The 18,842-nt window shown below is 67.1% G+C and carries 14 protein-coding genes and 1 other RNA gene; 14 read left to right on the top strand and 1 reads right to left on the bottom strand.

Features of this window, described 5'->3' with window-relative positions:
* Nucleotides 1-3: 3 nt before the first annotated feature.
* Both C2U31_RS08705 and pyrC read left to right on the top strand, forming a co-directional pair.
* The gene (locus C2U31_RS08705) at nucleotides 4-1,197 is read left to right on the top strand and encodes a M20 aminoacylase family protein (protein ID WP_103272482.1); all 1,194 of its coding nucleotides are present in this window, start codon (nucleotides 4-6) and stop codon (nucleotides 1,195-1,197) included.
* Between the two features lie 14 nt (nucleotides 1,198-1,211).
* A complete protein-coding gene (pyrC, locus tag C2U31_RS08710; RefSeq protein WP_103272483.1) occupies nucleotides 1,212-2,276 on the top strand; it encodes a dihydroorotase in 1,065 nt (354 codons plus the stop codon).
* 93 nt (nucleotides 2,277-2,369) lie between these two features.
* Here the strand turns inward: pyrC and C2U31_RS08715 are convergent, their stop codons facing one another.
* On the bottom strand, nucleotides 2,370-4,199 hold the full coding sequence (locus C2U31_RS08715; protein WP_103272484.1) for an ATP-binding cassette domain-containing protein: 1,830 nt from the start codon (nucleotides 4,197-4,199) through the stop codon (nucleotides 2,370-2,372).
* A 112-nt stretch (nucleotides 4,200-4,311) separates the two neighbouring features.
* Here C2U31_RS08715 and rnpB point away from each other — a divergent pair.
* The 12 genes from rnpB (at nucleotide 4,312) to C2U31_RS08775 (ending at nucleotide 18,832) form a co-directional block, all read left to right on the top strand.
* Nucleotides 4,312-4,716: RNase P RNA component class A (gene rnpB / locus C2U31_RS08720), an RNA gene on the top strand.
* A 424-nt stretch (nucleotides 4,717-5,140) separates the two neighbouring features.
* The gene (gene mraZ / locus C2U31_RS08725; RefSeq protein ID WP_043542651.1) at nucleotides 5,141-5,569 is read left to right on the top strand and encodes a division/cell wall cluster transcriptional repressor MraZ; all 429 of its coding nucleotides are present in this window, start codon (nucleotides 5,141-5,143) and stop codon (nucleotides 5,567-5,569) included.
* A 7-nt stretch (nucleotides 5,570-5,576) separates the two neighbouring features.
* Nucleotides 5,577-6,671: a 16S rRNA (cytosine(1402)-N(4))-methyltransferase RsmH gene (gene rsmH / locus C2U31_RS08730; RefSeq protein WP_103272485.1), complete on the top strand. Its 1,095-nt coding sequence runs from the start codon at nucleotides 5,577-5,579 to the stop codon at nucleotides 6,669-6,671.
* Entirely contained in the window at nucleotides 6,671-6,955 is a 285-nt protein-coding gene (gene ftsL, locus C2U31_RS08735; RefSeq protein WP_103272486.1) for a cell division protein FtsL, read from the top strand. Before rsmH ends, ftsL begins: the two co-directional genes overlap by 1 nt.
* Nucleotides 6,952-8,679: a penicillin-binding protein 2 gene (locus C2U31_RS08740; RefSeq protein WP_103272487.1), complete on the top strand. Its 1,728-nt coding sequence runs from the start codon at nucleotides 6,952-6,954 to the stop codon at nucleotides 8,677-8,679. Before ftsL ends, C2U31_RS08740 begins: the two co-directional genes overlap by 4 nt.
* On the top strand, nucleotides 8,676-11,531 hold the full coding sequence (gene murF / locus C2U31_RS08745) for a bifunctional UDP-N-acetylmuramoyl-L-alanyl-D-glutamate--2,6-diaminopimelate ligase MurE/UDP-N-acetylmuramoyl-tripeptide--D-alanyl-D-alanine ligase MurF (RefSeq protein ID WP_103272488.1): 2,856 nt from the start codon (nucleotides 8,676-8,678) through the stop codon (nucleotides 11,529-11,531). Before C2U31_RS08740 ends, murF begins: the two co-directional genes overlap by 4 nt.
* The gene (gene mraY, locus C2U31_RS08750; RefSeq protein ID WP_103272489.1) at nucleotides 11,521-12,690 is read left to right on the top strand and encodes a phospho-N-acetylmuramoyl-pentapeptide-transferase; all 1,170 of its coding nucleotides are present in this window, start codon (nucleotides 11,521-11,523) and stop codon (nucleotides 12,688-12,690) included. Before murF ends, mraY begins: the two co-directional genes overlap by 11 nt.
* A complete protein-coding gene (gene murD / locus C2U31_RS08755; protein ID WP_103272490.1) occupies nucleotides 12,687-14,219 on the top strand; it encodes a UDP-N-acetylmuramoyl-L-alanine--D-glutamate ligase in 1,533 nt (510 codons plus the stop codon). Before mraY ends, murD begins: the two co-directional genes overlap by 4 nt.
* Nucleotides 14,216-15,409: a putative lipid II flippase FtsW gene (ftsW, locus tag C2U31_RS08760; RefSeq protein WP_103272491.1), complete on the top strand. Its 1,194-nt coding sequence runs from the start codon at nucleotides 14,216-14,218 to the stop codon at nucleotides 15,407-15,409. Before murD ends, ftsW begins: the two co-directional genes overlap by 4 nt.
* Nucleotides 15,406-16,482: an undecaprenyldiphospho-muramoylpentapeptide beta-N-acetylglucosaminyltransferase gene (gene murG, locus C2U31_RS08765; protein WP_103272492.1), complete on the top strand. Its 1,077-nt coding sequence runs from the start codon at nucleotides 15,406-15,408 to the stop codon at nucleotides 16,480-16,482. The genes ftsW and murG overlap by 4 nt, the downstream gene beginning before the upstream one ends.
* Nucleotides 16,479-17,885, top strand: coding sequence for a UDP-N-acetylmuramate--L-alanine ligase (gene murC, locus C2U31_RS08770; RefSeq protein WP_103272493.1), 1,407 nt, complete (start codon nucleotides 16,479-16,481; stop codon nucleotides 17,883-17,885). The genes murG and murC overlap by 4 nt, the downstream gene beginning before the upstream one ends.
* Nucleotides 17,882-18,832: a D-alanine--D-alanine ligase gene (locus C2U31_RS08775; protein ID WP_103272494.1), complete on the top strand. Its 951-nt coding sequence runs from the start codon at nucleotides 17,882-17,884 to the stop codon at nucleotides 18,830-18,832. Before murC ends, C2U31_RS08775 begins: the two co-directional genes overlap by 4 nt.
* Nucleotides 18,833-18,842 lie beyond the last annotated feature (10 nt).

Raw genomic sequence — 18,842 nt, forward strand, 5'->3', positions numbered from 1 at the left:
CCTATGTACGCAAGGTCTCCCCTGGAATCAATTCGGCTTTTTCATGACGAATTGACAGCGCTGCGGCGCGATTTGCACGCCCATCCCGAGCTGGGATTCGAGGAGGTGCGCACCTCGGGCATCGTGGCTGGCGCGCTGGAAGCGTTGGGCATCGAAGTGCATCGTGGCATCGGCAAGACCGGCGTGGTCGGCGTGATTCGCGGCAAGCGCTGCGACAGTGGACGCATGATCGGCTTGCGCGCCGACATGGATGCCTTGCCAATGACTGAAGACAACGAGTTCGGGCACAAGTCCACCAAGCCTGGCCTGATGCACGGTTGCGGCCATGACGGACACACGGCGATCCTGATCGGCGCGGCAAAGTACCTGGCGCAGACGCGCAACTTCGATGGCACCGCCGTGCTGATCTTCCAGCCCGCGGAGGAAGGCCGCGGCGGCGCGCGCGCCATGCTGGAAGACGGCTTGTTCGACACCTTTCCGTGCGATGCGATCTATGCCCTGCACAACTGGCCTGGCCTGAAACCTGGCACGGTGGGTATCAATCCAGGCCCGATGATGGCGGCCGCAGATCGCTTCGAGATCCAGATCACGGGTCGTGGCGGACACGGCGCCCATCCCTATCAGACCATCGATCCCGTCACCATCGCCGGGCAGATCATCACCGCCTTGCAGACGATCGTGTCGCGCAATGTGAATCCGTTGGATTCGGCCGTCGTTTCCATCGGTTCCATGCAGGCCGGCCATCCCGGCGCCATGAGCGTGATTCCGCGCGAGGCGAAGCTGGTTGGCACGGTCCGCACCTTCCGCAAATCAGTGCAGGAAATGGTCGAGACGCGCATGCGCGAATTGGTGACGGCGATCGCGGGCGCCTTCGGCGGCAGCGCCGAGCTCATCTACGAACGTATCTATCCGGCGACCCTGAACACCCCGCAGCACGCCAACCTCGTCGCCGACATCGCGACCGAGATGATCGGCAAGGAAAACGTGGTTCGAGACCTGACGCCTTCCATGGGCTCGGAAGACTTCTCCTTCATGCTGCAGACCAAGCCCGGCGCGTATTTCCGGCTGGGGCAGGGCGGAGCGGATTCCGGCTGCGTGCTGCACAATTCCCATTTTGATTTCAACGATGCCGTCATTCCCTTGGGCAGTGCGATGTTCTGCGCGCTGGCCGAGCGGGGGATGCCCCTGGCGGATTAAGCAAGAAGCGACCCATGTCTACTGCGCAAATCAAGCAACTCACCATCACCCGCCCCGACGACTGGCATCTGCACTTGCGCGACGGCGCGGCACTGGAAGCCGTGGTCGCCGATACGGCGCGACAGTTCGCGCGCGCCATCATCATGCCGAACCTCAAGCCGCCCGTGACCACGACCGAGCAGGCGATCGCCTATCACGGCCGTATCCTGCAGGCCCTGGCCAAGGCGGGCGGCAACGCCGACGCCTTCACGCCGCTGATGACGCTGTATCTGACCGACAACACGTCGGGTGAGGAGATTTTCCGCGCGCATGAATCCGGCCAGGTCTATGCGGTGAAGCTGTATCCCGCCGGTGCGACCACCAACTCCGACGCGGGCGTCACCGATCTGCTGGGTAAATGCGCGAAGGCGCTGGAAGCGCTGGAAAAATGCGGCATGCCCTTGCTGGTGCATGGCGAAGTCACGGACCCGGCCATCGATGTGTTCGATCGCGAGGCGGTGTTCGTCGAGTGCGTGATGAAGCCGTTGCGCCGCGCCTTCCCCGCCTTGAAGGTCGTGTTCGAACACATCACGACCAAGGAAGGCGCCGAGTACGTGCGCGACGCCGAAGGGCCGATCGCCGCCACCATCACGCCGCAGCATCTGCTGTACAACCGCAACGCGATCTTCCAGGGTGGCGTGCGGCCGCATTGGTACTGTCTGCCCATCCTCAAGCGCGAGACGCATCGCCAGGCCCTGGTCGCGGCCGCCACCAGCGGCAGTCCGCGCTTCTTCCTGGGCACGGACAGCGCGCCGCATGCGCGCGGCCTGAAGGAGCATGCCTGCGGTTGCGCTGGGTGCTACACCGCCCTGCATGCGATGGAACTCTACGCGACTGCCTTCGACGCGGCGGGCGCGCTGGACAAGTTGGAAGGCTTCGCCAGCTTCCATGGCCCGGATTTCTACGGGCTGCCGCGCAATACCGGCAAGCTGACGCTGGTCCGCGAAACCTATCAGGTGCCGGACGAAGTGCCTTTCGGCAATACTTCCCTGGTGCCGCTGGCCGCCGGCGAGGCATTGGCCTGGCGCGCTCAGGTCTGAGTGTCGGGCAGGGATGGCCGGCCGAAATGATCCGCGTAGAAAAAAGCCCTGCTTATATATATAAGCAGGGCTTTTTCATGCACCGCGCGGTGGTCAGAGCGCGCTTTCTCGCCGCGCTTCCAGCAGCTCCCAGCGGGCGAATTTCTCTTCCAGTTCGCTCTCCAGTTTGGCCAGTTCGCCGTTGATCCGCTCCACCTCCGCCGGCGCGTCCCGGTAGAGGCTGCCGTCGGCCAGCTTGCCGGCCAGCTCGGCCTGCTGCGCCTCGAGCGCGGCGATGGCGTCGGGCAGGCCTTCCAGTTCGCGCAGTTCCCAGGAGTTCATCTTCGCGGCGCGCGCCGGCTTCGGTTTGGCGGCCTTGGCGCGCGCGGCGGCTTCGTCGAGCGCCGGCTTGGAAGCCTTGTCCGTGTCGGCGGCCGGCGCGGCGGGCGCAGGGCGTTGGACCAGCCATTCATCGTAGCCGCCCACATAGTCACGCCAGCGGCCGTCGCCTTCCGAAGCAATGGTCTGCGTGACGACGTTGTTCAGGAAGGCGCGGTCGTGGCTGACCAGCAGCACGGTGCCCGAGTATTCCTGCAACAGCTCTTCCAATAGTTCCAGCGTTTCGATATCCAGGTCGTTGGTGGGCTCGTCCAGCACCAGCACGTTGGCCGGGCGTGCGAACAGCCGCGCCAGCAGCAGGCGCGCGCGTTCGCCGCCCGACAGGCTGCGCACCGGCGACCCGGCGCGCGCCGGCGAGAACAGGAAGTCGCCCAGATAGCTCATGACGTGCTTGCGCGTGCCGCCGATCTCCACCCACTCGCTGCCCGGGCTGATGATGTCCACCAGCGTCGCGTTCTCGTCGAGCTGGGCGCGCATCTGGTCGAAATAGGCGACCTCGACGTTGGTGCCCATGCGCGTGTTGCCGCTGTCTGGCGTCATCTCGCCCAGGATCAGCTTCAGCAGCGTGGTCTTGCCGGCGCCGTTGGGGCCGATGATGCCGATGCGGTCGCCACGCAGGATGGTGGTCGAGTAGTCGTCCACCACGGTCTTGTCGCCGAAGCGCTTGCCGACGTGTTCGAGTTCGGCGACGAGCTTGCCGGAGCGCTGGCCTTCGGCCAGCGCGAGCGAGACGTTGCCCACGCGCTCGCGGCGCTCGGCGCGTTCGACTCGCAGGCGCTCGAGCCGACGCACGCGGCCTTCGTTGCGGGTGCGGCGGGCCTCCACGCCCTTGCGGATCCACACTTCCTCCTGGGCCAGCAGCTTGTCGAAGCGCGCCTGTTCGAGGCGCTCGGATTCCAGCCATTGGGCCTTGCGCTCCTGCCATTGCGAGAAATTGCCGGGAAAGCTGAGCAGGCGCCCGCGGTCCAGTTCGACGATGCGGGTCGCCACGGCGTCGAGGAAGCGTCGGTCGTGGGTAATGATGACGGCGGCGCCTTTCCAGTTGCGCAGCATGTCTTCCAGCCAGGCGATGCCGTCAAAGTCCAGATGGTTGGTGGGTTCGTCCAGTAGCAGCAGATCTGGTTCGTCGACCAGCGCGCGGGCCAGGGCCACGCGCTTGCGCGTGCCGCCCGACAGGCCGGCGATCTGCGCGTCCGCGGGCAGGCCGAGTTTTTCCAGTACGGCGCGCACGCGCGAAGGGCGCTGCCAGTCTTCATGTTCGCCTTCCGTGTTGCAGACCACGTCGAACACGGTGGCGTTCTCATCCAACTCGGGTTCCTGCTCGACGGTGGTCACGCGCAGGCCCGAGCTGCGAGCGATGTCGCCATCGTCGGGCAGGGTCCGACCATCGAGCAGCCTGAGCAGCGAGGACTTGCCGGCGCCGTTGCGGCCGATCAGGCCGATGCGTTCGCCGGCCTGGATGGAGAAGTCGGCATGGTCCAGCAGCGGGTGATGGCCGTAGGCCAGCTGGATGTCTGTCAGGGTAATGAGGGTTGCGAGGGCCATGTAGGAATCGTGTCTGCGGCGTCGATGCGGGAATCAGCGCGTATTGTCGCAGGAAGCCTCGGCCCTTGCCTCACGGGGACGGAGTCGCGGGGTGTACTAGAATACGCAGCGCAAGGCGGGCTGGACGATCGCGGTGGATGCGAATCCATCGAGGAAGGTCCGGACTCCACAGGGCAGGGTAGCGGCTAACGGCCGTCCGGCGTCGTCTTAGGGCGATGTCGAGGAATAGGGCCACAGAGACGAGTCTGCGGGGCGGGCGCGGCGACGCGCACAGGTACGGCCATCTCCGTATCGCGCCGTCCGGTAACGGGCGGCGGCATCGCAGGGTGAAACGCGGCAACCTCTACCCGGAGCAACATCAAATAGGCATGCGTGCGGTCTTCGGGCCGCGAAGGGCGGCTCCGTCCAAGCATGCGGGTAGATGGCTACAGCGGCTCAGCAATGATCCGCGCAGAGGAATGATCGTCCGCCGGGGCAACCCGGTGTACAGAATCCGGCCTACAGGCCCGTCTTGCATTGATATCTTCGCGGCGCGGCCTCGCGGGCATGGGCGCCGATTGCGGGTCTGGGCGCCGTGCAGTGCCGCGGGACCTTGGGGTGGGCTGCCGATGCTGTTGGTGGGTAACGGCGTCGGCGAACCTGGCGCGGCAAATTTTTGAAGGCCGCAAGCCCTGCGCGGCGTTCGAAGCCCGCGCCGCCGGGGGCGGGAGCGCTCTGCAAAACAATGCAAAGCCATTGTTAGCCGCCACTTTTCAAGAAGGACTTTTAGATAGTGACGCAACCTCCTGATTTATTGGGAGGTTTTCTTTTTTTATGTTTTACAAGTTGCTCTAAGTCCTTGTTGTGATTGAAAAAATTGCAACCGTGCGCTTGACCCGCTTTGCCCCATACCGTAGAGTGGGAAATAGTAGGAAATTGTGCAATTAAGTGGGGTAAAAGTGGTGTTTCAGGGAAGCAGCGCGCTCACGCTGGATGCCAAGGGGCGGATCTCGATTCCGACCCGGCACCGTGACGCGCTCATGTCGCAGGCCGATGGCCGGCTGACCCTGACTCGCCATCCCGACGGCTGCCTGCTGGTGTATCCGCGTCCCGAGTGGGAAAAGAAGCGCGAGCAGATTGCCGCCTTTCCCATGTCGGCCCGCGCGCTGCAGCGGCTGTTGCTGGGCAACGCACAGGATGTGGAATTGGACGGCTCCGGCCGGGTCCTGATCGCTCCTGAACTGCGCAACGCTTCCGGTATGACGCGCGATGTGATGCTGCTCGGTCTGGGCGCGCACTTCGAGCTGTGGGACGCCGCTACCCTGGCCAGCCGCGAGGCCGAGGACCTGGCCAAGGGTATGCCGGATGTGTTGAACCAGTTTTCGTTCTGAAACAGCTATGGAATTCGAACATCGGCCCGTCCTGCTGGAGCCGACGGTGGACGCGCTTTTGCTGGCCGATTTCGGCGGCAAGGGCGCGTCTCGGTCGCATCCGCAGTCCGGGCCGGATGCCGCCTTGCGGGCGGAGCGCGGCGTCTTCGTGGACGGCACGTTCGGCCGCGGCGGTCACAGCCGCGAACTGCTGAGCCGCCTGGGCCCGCAGGCGCGGCTGGTGGTGTTCGACAAGGATCCCCAGGCGATCGCCGTGGCCACCGCGCTGGCCGCGGAGGATTCCAGGGTGGAAGTGGTGCATGGCGGCTTTGCCACCATGGCCGAAGAATTGCGGCAACGCGGCATCGACAAGGTCGATGGCGTGATGTTGGATCTGGGCGTTTCCTCGCCTCAGATCGACGATGCCGAGCGTGGTTTCTCTTTCATGAGGGACGGCCCGCTCGACATGCGGATGGACACCACCCGTGGTCCCACGGTGGCGGATTGGCTGGCGCAAGCCAGTGTGGATGAGATGCGGGAGGTCATAGCGGATTATGGCGAAGAACGGTTTGCTTTTCAGGTTGCAAAGGCGATTGCTGCTCGCCGCGCAACAAGGCCGCTGCGCACCACGCTCGAACTTGCCGAGTGCGTCGCCAGCGCCGTCCGCACGCGCGAAAAGGGGCAGCATCCGGCCACACGCACCTTTCAGGCTCTACGGATTTACATCAATCGGGAACTCGAAGAGCTCGCTCGCACCCTCGCGTCAGCTCTAGATCTGCTCGCCCCGGGGGGGAGGTTGGCGGTGATCAGCTTTCATTCGCTCGAAGACCGCATGGTCAAGCAATGCATCGCGGCGGCGGCCAGGCCGGCCGCCGCGTATGCACGCCTGCCCCTGCGCGAAAGCGAAATGCCCCAGCCCGTGCTGTATTCCCTTGGCCGCGTCCAGGCCGAGGACGATGAAGTGGCGGTCAATGCCCGCGCCCGTTCCGCCGTGCTGCGCGCGGCCGAACGCAGCGCCACGCCGCTGCCGGCCGAAGGCGGAGCCGCCTTCGTGCATACGGGTTCTTTGCCCGGCAGCGACCTTGCCGTTCCGCGCAAGGGCGGAAAGGGAGGGCGCCGCTGATGGGCCGCGTCAACCTGATCATTGCCGCGTTGCTGATGCTGTCGGCCATTTCACTGGTCACCAGTCGGTATCAGTCGCGCCAGCTCTTCGTCGAGCTGGGCAGGGATCAGGCGCAGGAGCGCGACCTGGAGGTCGGCTGGCGGCGGCTGCAGCTGGAGCGCGCCGAGCTGGCGCGCAACGCGCGCGTGGATGCCATTGCGCGCGATAGCCTCAAGATGATTTCCATCGTGCCGGACCGCACGCTGTACCTGAATCAGGCGCCGGCCACTGGAGGCGCCCAATGAAGCGCGTCCCATTCTTCGACAATCCCGTGCTGCGCGGCCAGTTGCCGACTTGGCGCGCCCGGCTGGTGCTGATCCTGCTGTTCGGCGGTTTCACCGTGCTGGCCGGCCGCGCGCTGTTCCTGCAGGGGCTGTCGACCGAATTCCTGCAGCAGCAGGGCGAGCGCCGCTATGAGCGCACTCTGACGCTGTCCGCAACGCGCGGCAAGATCATGGACCGCAATGGCGCGGTGCTGGCTTCGAGCGTGCCGGCGCGCGCCATCTGGGCCATTCCGGAAGACGTGAAGCAGTCCACGCCGGCGCAGCTCGACGCGCTGGCCAAGCTGCTCGAAATGCCCGCGGCCGATCTGCGGCACCGGGTCGACGAGGATAAGAACTTCGTCTATCTCAAGCGCCAGGTCTCGATGGAGGCGGCCGACAAGATCAAGCAACTCGGCTTGCCTGGCGTGCATCAACAGCCGGAAACCCGCCGCTATTATCCGGACGGCGACGTGATGGCGCACGTGGTCGGGTTCAACAGCGTCGAGGACCAGGGCCAGGAAGGCGTCGAGCTGACATTCAACCAGCAGCTGTCGGGTCGGCCCGGCAGCCGCCGCGTCATCAAGGACCGCCTGGGTCGCGTCATCGAAGACGTGCAGGCCGTCACCTTGCCGGTGGATGGCCGCGACCTGCGCCTGTCCATCGACACCCGTCTGCAATACCTGGTGTTCAAGGAACTGAAGGACGCCATGGACAAGCACCAGGCCAAGGGCGCGACCGCCGTGGTCCTGGACGTGCATACCGGGGAAATCCTGGCGCTGGCCAATGTGCCGACCTTCGATCCGAACAAGCGCGAGACCTTCCAGGGCGCAAAGCTGCGCAACCAGGCGATTACCGACACGTTCGAGCCCGGCTCCATCATGAAGCCGTTCACCGCTGCGCTGGCGTTGGACCTGGGCCGGATCACGCCCAATACGCTGTTCGAGACCGGCAACGGCCGTTTCGTCTATCAGGGCAGCACCATCAGCGACGTCAGCCGCAACGGCACGCTGGACGTGGCCGGCGTGTTGCGCAAGTCCAGCAACATCGGCATGACCCTGATCTCCGAGAAGTTGGAATCCCGCGAGATGTGGAACCGCTTCACGGAACTGGGCCTGGGGCAGGCCCCGCAGGTCGGCTTTCCCGGCGCGGCGCCCGGACGCCTGCGTCCCTGGGAGCGCTGGCGCCTGATCGAGAAGGCCACCATGGCCTATGGTTACGGCCTGTCCGTGTCGCTGCTGCAGGTGGCGCGCGCCTATACGGTGTTCGCCCGCAACGGTGACATGGTGTCGATGACGCTGGTCAAGCGCGACAGCGATCCCACCAGCGTGCGCATCTACACGCCCAAGACCACCGCGCTGGTGCGCGGCATGCTGGAAGCCGCCGCCGGCCCCGAGGGCACCAAGGCCGCGCAAGTGCGCGGCTACCGCGTGGCGGGCAAGAGCGGCACGGCGCGCAAGATCGTCGACGGCAAGTACAGCATGCAGCGCTACCGCAGTTCCTATGTCGGTTTCGCGCCGGTGTCCGATCCCAAGATCGTCGTGGCCGTGTCCATCGATGAGCCGACGGTCGGCGGCTATTACGGCGGCGCTATCGCCGCGCCTGTGTTCTCCCGCATTGTCGGCGGGAGTCTGCAACTTATGGGGGTGCGTCCCGACGCGCCCTTCGAATCCACGATTGTTGCTGGTTTGAAGGAGCCAGGCAGATGAACGCCAAAGGCTTCCAGTCAAATTCCCAAGCCGCCACGGTTGAACAGACCGTGGCGTGGTTGCATGAGCGCGTGTCGCTGACCGCGCATCTCAAGCTGGACTCGCGCGAGATCGAGCCGGGCGATGTGTTCGTCGCCTGCGCCGGCCTGTCCAGCGACGGACGTCTCTATATAGAAAGGGCCGTGGCGCAGGGCGCCCGCGCGGTGCTGTGCGAAGCGCCCGTGGACGACGCCATGCTGGCGCAGGCCGGCCAGGTCCCGTTGCTGCAGGTCACTGGCTTGCGCGGCCTGTTGGGCGGGCTGGGCGATACCTGGTACGACCGTCCGTCGGCCGAGCTTGCCGTGGTCGCCGTCACCGGCACCAACGGCAAGACCTCTTCGGTCCAATGGATCGCGCACGCGCTGAGTCGCAATGACAAGGCCTGCGGCACCATCGGCACGCTGGGGGCGGTGTTGCCCGACGGTCAGACACTGGGTGGCAGCCTGACCACGCCCGACGTGCTGACGGTGCATCGCCTGCTGGCCGCCATGCGCGACGCCGGCGCCAAGGCAGTGGCCATGGAGGCCTCCTCCATCGGCATCGAGCAAGGCCGCATGGACGGCGTGCGCGTTGCATTGGCCGCGTTCACCAATCTGACCCGCGATCACCTCGACTACCACGGCACCATGGAGCGCTACGAGGCCGCCAAGGCCCGCCTGTTCCATTGGCCTGAACTGGGCGGCGCCGTGATCAACGCCGATGACGAGGCCGGCCGACGCCTGTTGGCCGCCTTGCCGCAGGCCCTGGCCGCCACCGGCTACAGCCTGAGCGATGACGCCACCGTGCCCGCGACGATGCGCGCGCGCGACCTGCAGGCGACGGCGCAGGGGCAGATCTTCACGCTGGTCTCGCCGCACGGCGAGGCGCAGATCGTCACGCGCCTGCTGGGCGCGCACAACGTTTCCAACCTTCTGCTGGTTGCCGGCGTGCTCTATCGCCTGGGCCTGCCGTTCGCGCAGATCGCGCGCGAACTGGCCGCCACCGATCCGGTCGATGGCCGGCTGCAGACCGTGGAACCCCTTGCCGTGCAGGCCGCGGGCGCTCGCGGCCCGCTGGTGGTGGTGGACTATGCCCACACGCCTGACGCGCTGGCGCGCGCGCTCGCCGCGCTGCGGCCGGTGGCGAACGCCCGCTCGGGCCGGCTGGTCTGCCTGTTCGGCTGCGGCGGCGATCGCGATCCGGGCAAGCGTCCCGTCATGGGCGGCATCGCGGCGGAACTGGCCGACAGCGTGGTGGTGTCCAGCGACAATCCGCGCCACGAAGTGCCCGAGGATATCGTCCGGCAGATCATGGCCGGCGTGCCCGCTTCGGCGGATGCCGTGGAGCAGGTCGACCGCGCCCGCGCCATCATGCAGACCGTCTGGGCCTGCGCGCCGGAAGACGTGCTGCTGCTGGCTGGTAAGGGTCATGAAACCTATCAGGACAGTGGCGGGGAGAAACTGCCGTTCGACGACCGCGAGTGGGCGCGCCTGGCGCTGCTGCTGCCGCAGGTCGCTACGGTCTCCACCGATACCCGCCGCATCGGCGCCGGCGAACTCTTCGTGGCCCTGGCCGGCGAGAGGTTCGACGCCCACGATTATCTGGACCAGGCCGAGGCGCGCGGCGCCTGCGCCGCGGTGGTGGCGCATCCGGTCGCGGGCGTGAAGCTGCCGCAGCTGGTGCTGGGCGACACGCGCGTGGCCCTGATGCGCATCGGCGCCGCCTGGCGCGCCCGCTACTCGCTGCCGGTGGTGGCGGTGACGGGTAGCAATGGCAAGACCACGACCAAGGAAATGATCTCGTCCGTGCTGGCCGCATGGAAGGGCGAGGCCAACCGGCTGGCGACCGCCGGCAACCTGAACAACGACATCGGCGTTCCGCTGACGCTGCTGCGCCTGCGCGCCACGCATCGCGCCGCGGTGTTCGAGCTGGGCATGAATCATCCGGGCGAGATCGCCCAGCTGGCCGCCATTGCCGCGCCTTCGGTCGCTCTGGTGACCAATGCGCAGCGCGAGCACCAGGAATTCATGCACACCGTCGAGGCGGTGGCCCATGAGAACGGCGCGGCGATCGCCGCCTTGCCGGACAACGGCGTGGCCGTCTATCCGGGCGACGAGCCCTATTCCCCCATCTGGGATGCGCTGGCGGGCTCGCGCCGCACGCTGCGCTTCGGCCTGCAGCCGGGCCTGGACGTCTACGCAGAGCAGATTCTGGCGGAAGTGTCCTCCACCCGCTGCAAGGTAGTGACGCCGGTGGGCACGGCCGACCTGGTGTTGCCAGTGGCCGGCCTGCATAACCTGCGCAACGCGCTGGCGGCGATCGCCGCTTCCGTCGCCGCGGGCGCGCCGCTGGAAGCGGCGATCCGCGCGCTGGCCGGCTTCAGCCCCGTGGCGGGCCGCATGCAGCACAAGGTCATGAGCGACGGAACGCTGCTCATCGACGATTCCTACAACGCTAATCCGGACTCGGTGCGTGTGGCCATCGACGTGTTGGCGCGCATCGCGGGCGCTCGTGTGCTGGTGCTGGGCGACATGGGCGAAGTCGGAGACAACGGTCCCGCCATGCATGTCGAGGTGGGCAATTACGCGCGCGAGCAGGGGCTCGACGCGCTCATTACGCTGGGCGAAGCCAGCCGTGCGGCAGCCGCCGCTTTCGGCGAAGGCGCGCGCGCCTGCGCATCGGTAGACGAAGTGGTTGCCGCCTTGCGCGGTTTGCGGCCGTCCTGCGTATTGATCAAAGGTTCGCGCTTTATGCGCATGGAGCGGGTAGTGACGGCTTTTTCCACCAACGACGGACAGACGGCCCAGGCGCCGGGAGACAACCATGCTGCTTGAGCTGGCCCGTCTGCTTTCCGATGATGTGCGCGCCCTGGGCGTGTTCGAATACATCACGCTGCGCGCCGTGCTGGCGTGCGCCACCGCCCTGCTGATCGGGTTGGTCGCCGGTCCGCGCGTGATCCGCAAGCTGACCGAGATGAAGATCGGCCAGGCCGTCCGTTCGTACGGTCCCGAGTCCCACCTGGTCAAGACCGGCACCCCCACCATGGGTGGCGTGCTGATCCTGATTTCCATCGCCATCAGCACTCTGCTGTGGGCGGACTGGACCAACCGCTTCGTCTGGGTGGTGCTGCTGGTGACGTTCGGCTTCGGCTGGATCGGCTGGATGGATGATTACCGCAAGGTAGTCTACCGCGATCCCGAAGGCATGCCCGCGCGGCAGAAGTTCTTCTGGCAGGCCACCATCGGATTGGTGGCCGCCGTGTACCTGGCTTTCGCGGTGTCCGCGCCGGCCAACGCCGATCTGTGGCCCTTGTTCAAGGCCTGGGTGGGCAGCGGCTTCACCATGTCCCTGCCAACCCGCGCCGACCTGATCGTGCCGTTCTTCAAGACGGTCAGCTACCCGCTGGGCGTGCTGGGCTTCGTGGCGCTGACCTGGGCCGTGATCGTGGGCACCAGCAACGCCGTCAACCTGACCGACGGCCTGGACGGCCTGGCGATCATGCCCACCGTGATGGTGGGCAGCGCGCTGGGCATCTTCGCCTACGTGGTCGGCCGCGTCGACTATTCGAAGTACCTGCTGTTTCCGTATATCCCCGGCGCTTCCGAACTGATGGTGCTGTGCGCGGCGATCGGGGGCGCGGGACTCGCATTTTTGTGGTTCAACGCGTATCCGGCGCAGGTGTTCATGGGCGACGTGGGCGCGCTGGCGCTGGGCGGCGCGCTGGGCACCATCGCGGTCATCGTGCGCCAGGAGATCGTGCTGTTCATCATGGGCGGCGTCTTCGTCGTCGAAACGCTGTCGGTGATGATCCAGGTGACCTGGTTCAAGTACACCAAGCGACGTTATGGAACAGGTAGACGCATATTCCGCATGGCTCCGCTGCATCATCACTTCGAAGTGGGCGGCTGGAAGGAAACCCAGGTGGTGGTGCGCTTCTGGATCATCAGCATGATGCTGGTGCTGATTGGCCTTTCGACATTGAAGTTGCGATGAATACGATGGAATCCTCTCGCGCTGACGCGCCGCTCGTCCTGATCCTCGGATTGGGCGAGTCGGGTGTCGCCGCCGCACGCTGGTGCGCCCGTCAGGGCGCCCGCTTGCGCGTGGCCGACACGCGCGCCGAGCCGGGCGGACTCGCCGCCCTGCGCGACGCGCTGGCGCAAAGCGAGGTGGAGTTCCGGCTGGGTTGCGACACGTCCTTCGATGTGGCGCTGCTCGACGGCGTGTCGCAAGTCGTGATCAGCCCGGGCCTGGCCCCCGGCCAGCCGCCAGCCAAGGCGTTGCTGGACGAGGCCGCCACGCGCGGCATCGAGGTCGTGGGCGAAATCGAATTGTTCGCCCGTGCGCTGGCCGAGCTGGCCGAATCGCGCGATTACCGCCCGCGCCTGCTGGCCGTGACCGGCACCAATGGCAAGACCACCGTGACCGCGCTGACGCGCGAACTGATCGATGCCAGCGGCATGTCGGTGCTGGCCGCCGGCAATATCAGCCCTGCCGCGCTGACCGCGCTGATGGGCGCGCTCGATGCCGATGCGCTGCCGCAGGTTTGGGTGCTGGAGCTGTCCAGCTTCCAGCTCGAAACCACGCACAGCCTGCAGGCCGACGCCGCCGTGGTGCTTAACGTGACCCAGGATCACCTGGATTGGCATGGCGGCATGCAGGCCTACGCCGATGCCAAGGCGCGCCTCTTGAAGATGGCGCGCGTCAAGATCGTCAACCGCGATGATCCGCTGACCGTGGCCATGGTCGCCAAGCTGGACGCGCTGGACGTGCGCAGCTTCGGTCGTGAACTGCCGGAGCGGGTCGGCGATATGGGCCTGGAACCGGGCCAGGGCATGGCCTGGCTGGTGGCCGCCGAGCCCAACGATTTCGATGAGCCGGCGCCGCCCGTGCGCCGCAAGAAGGATGCGCCGGAACCCGTGCGCCCGAACGGCCGCATGAGCCGCCTGATGCCGGTGGACGCCCTGCGCATCCGCGGCACGCACAATGCACTGAACGCGCTGGCCGCCATGCAGCTGGCGCGCTGCCTGGACCTGGGCTGGGGCGCCATGCTGCGCGCCTTGCGCGACTATGCTGGCGAGCCGCATCGCGCGGCCTTCGTGCGCACCGTCGGCGATGTCGACTACATCAACGACAGCAAGGGCACCAACGTCGGCGCGACCGTGGCCGCGCTGGAAGGCATGGGCCAGCAGGTCGTGCTGATCGCGGGCGGACAAGGCAAGGGCCAGGACTTCTCACCCTTGATCCCGGTGGTGTCGCGCCATGCGCGCGCCGTGGTGTTGATCGGACAGGACGGCCCGGAGATCGGCCGCGTGCTGGCCGAGACCGGCGTCGAGCTTGTGTCCGCCACCTCGATGCGCGAAGCCGTGCGCCATGCCGCCGGACTGGCCAAGCCGGGCGACGCCGTGCTGCTGTCGCCGGCCTGCGCCAGCCTGGACATGTTTCGCAACTATCCGCATCGCGGCCAGGTCTTCGTGGAAGAGGTCGACGAACTCGCCCGTGACAACGGAGAGGTCGCATGAGCCTGTTCGCCGAACTCACCGCCAGCGTCAACGCCGTACGGCCCGGCCGTACGCGCATGCGCAACTTCGACCTGCCGTTGGTGATCGCGGCGTCGACCTTGCTGCTGCTTGGCCTGTTGATGGTGTATTCGGCGTCGATCGCGCTGGCCGACGGCCCGCGCTATGCGTCCTACGGCCGCTATTACTTCGTCATCCGCCACGGCGCGTTCATCAGCGCCGGCTTGCTGGCCGCCGCGGTGACGCTGACCATTCCCATCCGCGTCTGGCAGCGCCTGGCGGTGCCGCTGTTCGTGCTGGCCATGATCCTGTTGGTGGCGGTGCTGATCCCAGGCATCGGTCGCGAGGTCAACGGCGCCCATCGCTGGATTCCGCTGGGTCCGCTGAACTTCCAGCCATCCGAGCTGATGAAGCTGGCCGCGCTGCTCTACGCCGCCGATTACACCGTGCGCAAGCAGGAGCACATGCAGGCCTTCGCCCGAGGCTTCCTGCCCATGGCCTTCGCGCTGGCTGGCGTGGGCATGCTGCTGCTGCTCGAGCCCGACCTGGGCGCATTCATGGTGATCGTGGCCATCGCCATCGGCATCCTGTTCCTGGGTGGCATCAACGGCAAGTATTTCAGCAGCCTGCTGGGCGTGCTGGTCAGCACCTTCCTGATGCTGATCTGGCTGTCGCCTTGGCGCCGCGCGCGCCTGTTCGCCTATCTGGACCCCTGGAACGAAGATAACGCCTACGGCAGCGCCTATCAGCTGTCGCATTCGCTGATCGCGCTGGGTCGCGGCGAGTGGCTCGGCGTGGGCCTGGGCGCCAGCGTCGAGAAGCTGCACTACCTGCCCGAAGCCCACACCGACTTCCTGATGGCGGTGGTGGGCGAAGAACTCGGCTTCGCCGGCGTCATGCTGGTGATCTCGCTGTTCGCCATCATCGTCTATCGCGGCTTCGACATCGGCCGCCAGGCCATCGCCATGGAACGCACGTTCGCCGGCCTGGTCGCGCATGGCGTGGCCATGTGGTTCGGCGTGCAGGCCTTCATCAACATGGGCGTGTGCCTGGGCCTGCTGCCCACCAAGGGCCTGACGCTGCCGCTGATGAGCTATGGCGGCTCGGGCGTGGTCATGAACCTGTGCGCGCTCGCCATGCTGATACGCGTGGACGTGGAAAACCGCGTCATGATGCGCGGGGGACGGGTATGACGAACGCCCGGACCATCCTCATCATGGCCGGTGGCACCGGCGGCCACATCATGCCCGGCCTGGCCGTGGCTGATGTGCTGCGCCAACGCGGCTGGCGCGTGCTGTGGCTGGGCAATCCCGACAAGATGGAAGGCCGGCTGGTGCCGCCTCGCGGCATCGAGCTGGTGCCGCTGCGTTTTGCCGGCGTGCGCGGCAAGGGCGCGGCGGCCTTGCTCAAGCTGCCGTTCCTGCTGCTGCGCGCCTTCGCCCAGGCCTGGGGACGGCTGTCCGCCGTCAAGCCGGACGTGGTGCTGGGCATGGGCGGCTACGTGGCCTTTCCCGGCGGCGTGATCGCCGCGCTGCGGGGCACGCCGCTGGTCGTGCACGAGCAGAACGCCGTGGCCGGCACGGCCAACAAATGGCTGGCCCGGATGTCGCGCCGCGTGCTCAGCGGTTTCCCTGGCGTGTTGCCCAAGGGCGAAGCGCTGGGCAATCCGGTGCGCGCCGACCTGTGCGCGCTGCCCGATCCGGCGCAACGCTATGGCGCGCGCGCCGGCGCATTGCGCCTGCTGGTCGTGGGCGGCAGCCTGGGCGCGCAGGCGCTGAACACCACCGTGCCGCAGGCGCTGGCCCGCATGCCGGCGGATCGCCGTCCGACGGTCATCCATCAGGCCGGCGAACAGCATCTGCCCGCGTTGCAGCAGGCCTACGCCCAGGCGGGCGTGCAGGCCGACTGCCGCGCGTTCATCGAGGACATGGCCGGCGCGCTGGGCGATGCCGACCTGCTCATCTGCCGCGCGGGCGCCATGACGGTGTCCGAGGTGGCGGCGGCGGGCGTGGCTGCGCTGTTCGTGCCGTTCCCGCATGCCATCGATGATCATCAAACCGCCAACGCGCGCTTCCTGAGCGACGCGCAGGCCGCCTGGCTGCAGCCGCAGCCCGCCTTGACGCCCGAGTGGCTGGCGGACTGGCTGGCCGGGCGCACCCGACAAGAACTGCAAGCCGTCGCCGAACGGGCCCGCGCGCATGCGCGCCCCGAAGCCGCGGCTCATATCGCCGACGTCTGTGAACAAGCAGCGGGGCGTTCATCATGAAACACAGAATTCGACACATCCATTTTGTAGGCATCGGCGGTTCGGGCATGAGCGGCATCGCCGAGGTGCTGCTCAACCTGGGCTACGCCATCAGCGGTTCCGATCTCAATGAGTCGGCCGTCACGCGTCGCCTTGCGGGCCTGGGCGTGAAGATCGCGATTGGCCACGCGGCCAGCAACGTGGCCGGCGCCGGTGCCATCGTCACGTCCACCGCGGTGGCCGGCGACAACCCCGAAGTGATCGCGGCACGCGCCGCCCGCATTCCGGTGGTGCCGCGCGCCATCATGCTGGCCGAGCTGATGCGCCTGAAGCGCGGCATCGCCGTGGCCGGAACGCACGGCAAGACCACCACCACCAGCCTGGTGGCCAGCGTGCTGGCCGCCGGCGGGCTGGACCCGACCTTCGTGATCGGCGGCCGCCTGAATTCCGCCGGCGCCAATGCGCGCCTGGGGCAGGGCGACTACATCGTGGTCGAGGCCGATGAATCCGACGCGTCCTTCCTGAACCTGCTGCCGGTGATGGCCATCGTGACCAACATCGACGCGGATCACATGGACACCTACGGGCACGATGTGGCGCGCCTGAAGAGCGCCTTCATCGAGTTCACGCAACGCCTGCCGTTCTACGGCAGCGCCGTGCTGTGCGTGGATGACGCCAACGTGCGCGAGATCATGCCCTTCGTGTCGCGTCCCATCACCACCTACGGCCTGAACCCGGAAGCCCTGGTGCGCGGCTACGAGGTCCAGGCCGACGGCACGCGCATGCGCTTCAACGTGCAGCGCACGTATATGGACACGCTGCTGCCGCCGCTGCAGGTGGAACTGAACCTGCCTGGCCTGCACAACGTGCGCAACGCGCTGGCCGCGATCGCCGTGGCCACCGAATTGGGCGTGACCGATGAGGCCATCTGCGAAGCGCTGGCCGCCTTCAAGGGCGTGGGCCGTCGCTTCACCCAGACAGGCGAATTCGCCGTGCCGGCCGCGCATGGCGGCGGCACCTTCACCGTCATCGACGACTACGGTCACCATCCGGTGGAAATGGCCGCCACGCTGGCCGCCGCGCGCGGCGCCTGGCCCGACCGCCGCATTGTGCTGGCGTTCCAGCCGCACCGCTACACGCGCACCCGCGACTGCTTCGAGGATTTCGTGCGCGTGCTGGGAACGGCCGACGCCGTGCTGCTCACCGAGGTGTACGCCGCGGGCGAGCCGCCGCTGGTGGCCGCCGACGGCCGAGCCCTGTCGCGCGCGCTGCGGGTGGCGGGCAAGGTCGAACCGGTGTTCGTGGAAGACGTGGCGGAACTGCCGCAGGCGGTCCTGGATTTCGTGCGGGACGGCGACGTGGTGATCGTGATGGGCGCGGGGTCGATCAGCAAGGTCCCGGCCCAAGTGGGAGAACTGGCATGAGCGCGCAATTCGGCAAGGTGGGTGTGCTGTATGGCGGCCGTTCCGCCGAGCGGGACGTGTCGCTGATGTCGGGCGCGGGCGTGCAGCAGGCGCTGAGCTCGGCCGGCGTTGACGCGCACCTGTTCGACACCGGAGAGCGCAGCCTGGCCGACCTGGCCGCGCAGGGCTTTGACCGCGTGTTCATCGCGCTGCACGGTCGCTATGGCGAGGACGGCTCGATCCAGGGCGCCCTGGAACTGCTGGGCATTCCCTATACGGGCAGCGGCCCGCTGGCTTCGGCGCTGGCCATGGACAAGACCATGACCAAGCGCGTATGGCTGCAGCACGGCCTGCCCACGCCGGCCTTCGAGGTGCTGGACGCCGACACCGAGCTGCGTCTGGTGCCCGACCGCCTGAGCCTGCCGCTGATCATCAAGCCGCCGCATGAAGGCTCGACCGTGGGCATCACCAAGGTCGCCGGCTATTCCGACATGAAGGGCGCCTACGAGGCGGCGGCGAAGTTCGACGCCGAGGTGCTGGCTGAACAGTTCATCACCGGCCGCGAGTTGACGGTGGCCCTGCTGGGCGCAGGCAAGACCGCGCGCGCGCTGCCAGTGATCGAGATCGCCGCGCCCGGCGGCAACTACGACTACGAACACAAGTATTTCTCCGACGACACGCAGTACTTCTGCCCGGCCGACCTGCCGGCGGACGTGGCGGCGCAGGTCGCGGACATCGCCGTGCGCGCCTATCGCGCGCTGGGCTGCGAGGGCTGGGGGCGGGCCGATTTCATGCTGGACCGCGCCAATCAGCCCTGGTTGCTGGAAATGAACACTTCGCCCGGCATGACGAGCCATTCGCTCGTGCCGATGGCGGCCAAGGCCGTGGGGATGAGCTATGCCGATCTCTGCGTGTCGATTCTCGCTGGCGCTGCGTGCAAGATGCGCAGCCCCGCCCGTAACGCCTGACCTGGATTTT

This window comes from Achromobacter sp. AONIH1 (assembly GCF_002902905.1).
GTDB lineage: Bacteria > Pseudomonadota > Gammaproteobacteria > Burkholderiales > Burkholderiaceae_B > Achromobacter.